Source organism: Exiguobacterium sp. s46 (assembly GCF_018618875.1).
Taxonomy (GTDB): domain Bacteria; phylum Bacillota; class Bacilli; order Exiguobacteriales; family Exiguobacteriaceae; genus Exiguobacterium_A; species Exiguobacterium_A abrahamii.
Genome location: NZ_JACSMY010000010.1, coordinates 1 through 1353 on the forward strand (window position 1 = coordinate 1; position 1353 = coordinate 1353).

Genomic DNA, 1353 nt, shown 5'->3' on the forward strand with positions numbered 1-1353 from the left:
GCATCTGCTAGAACAAGGCCTCGACCGATTAGTATCACTCAGCTCCACATGTCGCCATGCTTCCACCCGTGACCTATCTACCTCATCGTCTCTGAGGGGTCTTTCTTGATTACTCAAAGGGAAATCTCATCTTGGAGGGGGCTTCATGCTTAGATGCTTTCAGCATTTATCCCGTCCGCACGTAGCTACCCAGCGATGCTCCTGGCGGAACAACTGGTACACCAGCGGTGCGTCCATCCCGGTCCTCTCGTACTAAGGACAGCTCTCCTCAAATTTCCTGCGCCCACGACGGATAGGGACCGAACTGTCTCACGACGTTCTGAACCCAGCTCGCGTACCGCTTTAATGGGCGAACAGCCCAACCCTTGGGACCTACTCCAGCCCCAGGATGCGATGAGCCGACATCGAGGTGCCAAACCTCCCCGTCGATGTGGACTCTTGGGGGAGATCAGCCTGTTATCCCCAGGGTAGCTTTTATCCGTTGAGCGATGGCCCTTCCATGCGGAACCACCGGATCACTAAGCCCGACTTTCGTCCCTGCTCGACTTGTAGGTCTCGCAGTCAAGCTCCCTTCTGCCTTTGCGCTCTACGAATGATTTCCAACCATTCTGAGGGAACCTTTGGGCGCCTCCGTTACTGTTTAGGAGGCGACCGCCCCAGTCAAACTACCCGCCTGACACGGTCCTCCAGCCGGATCACGGCTGCGAGTTAGAGACTCTATGCATGAAGGGCGGTATCCCAAGGGTGACTCCTCCGAAGCTGGCGCTCCGGGCTCGACGTCTCCCGCCTATCCTGTACATCATGCACAAAGCCTCAATATCAGGCTGTAGTAAAGCTCCATGGGGTCTTTCCGTCCTGTCGCGGGTAACCTGCATCTTCACAGGTACTATGATTTCACCGGGTCTCTCGTTGAGACAGTGCCCAAATCGTTACGCCTTTCGTGCGGGTCGGAACTTACCCGACAAGGAATTTCGCTACCTTAGGACCGTTATAGTTACGGCCGCCGTTTACTGGGGCTTCGGTTCAAAGCTTCGCTTGCGCTAACCCATCCCCTTAACCTTCCAGCACCGGGCAGGCGTCAGCCCCTATACGTCATCTTGCGATTTAGCAGAGACCTGTGTTTTTGCTAAACAGTCGTTTGGGCCTATTCACTGCGGCTCTACTCATGTAGAGCGTCCCTTCTCCCGAAGTTACGGGACCATTTTGCCGAGTTCCTTAACGAGAGTTATCCCGCGCGTCTTAGAATTCTCATCTCGCCTACCTGTGTCGGTTTACGGTACTGGCGCCTTCCCCCTCACTAGAGGCTTTTCTTGGCAGTGTGAAATCGTGACCTACGTCCCTACGGGACTCCGC

General features: G+C 55.4%; 1 rRNA gene (only partly in view). It reads right to left on the reverse strand.

Annotated features, from left to right (window positions below):
• Positions 1-8: 8 nt before the first annotated feature.
• Positions 9-1353 (reverse strand): 23S ribosomal RNA (locus KNQ08_RS16685); it runs 1651 nt beyond the window's last position.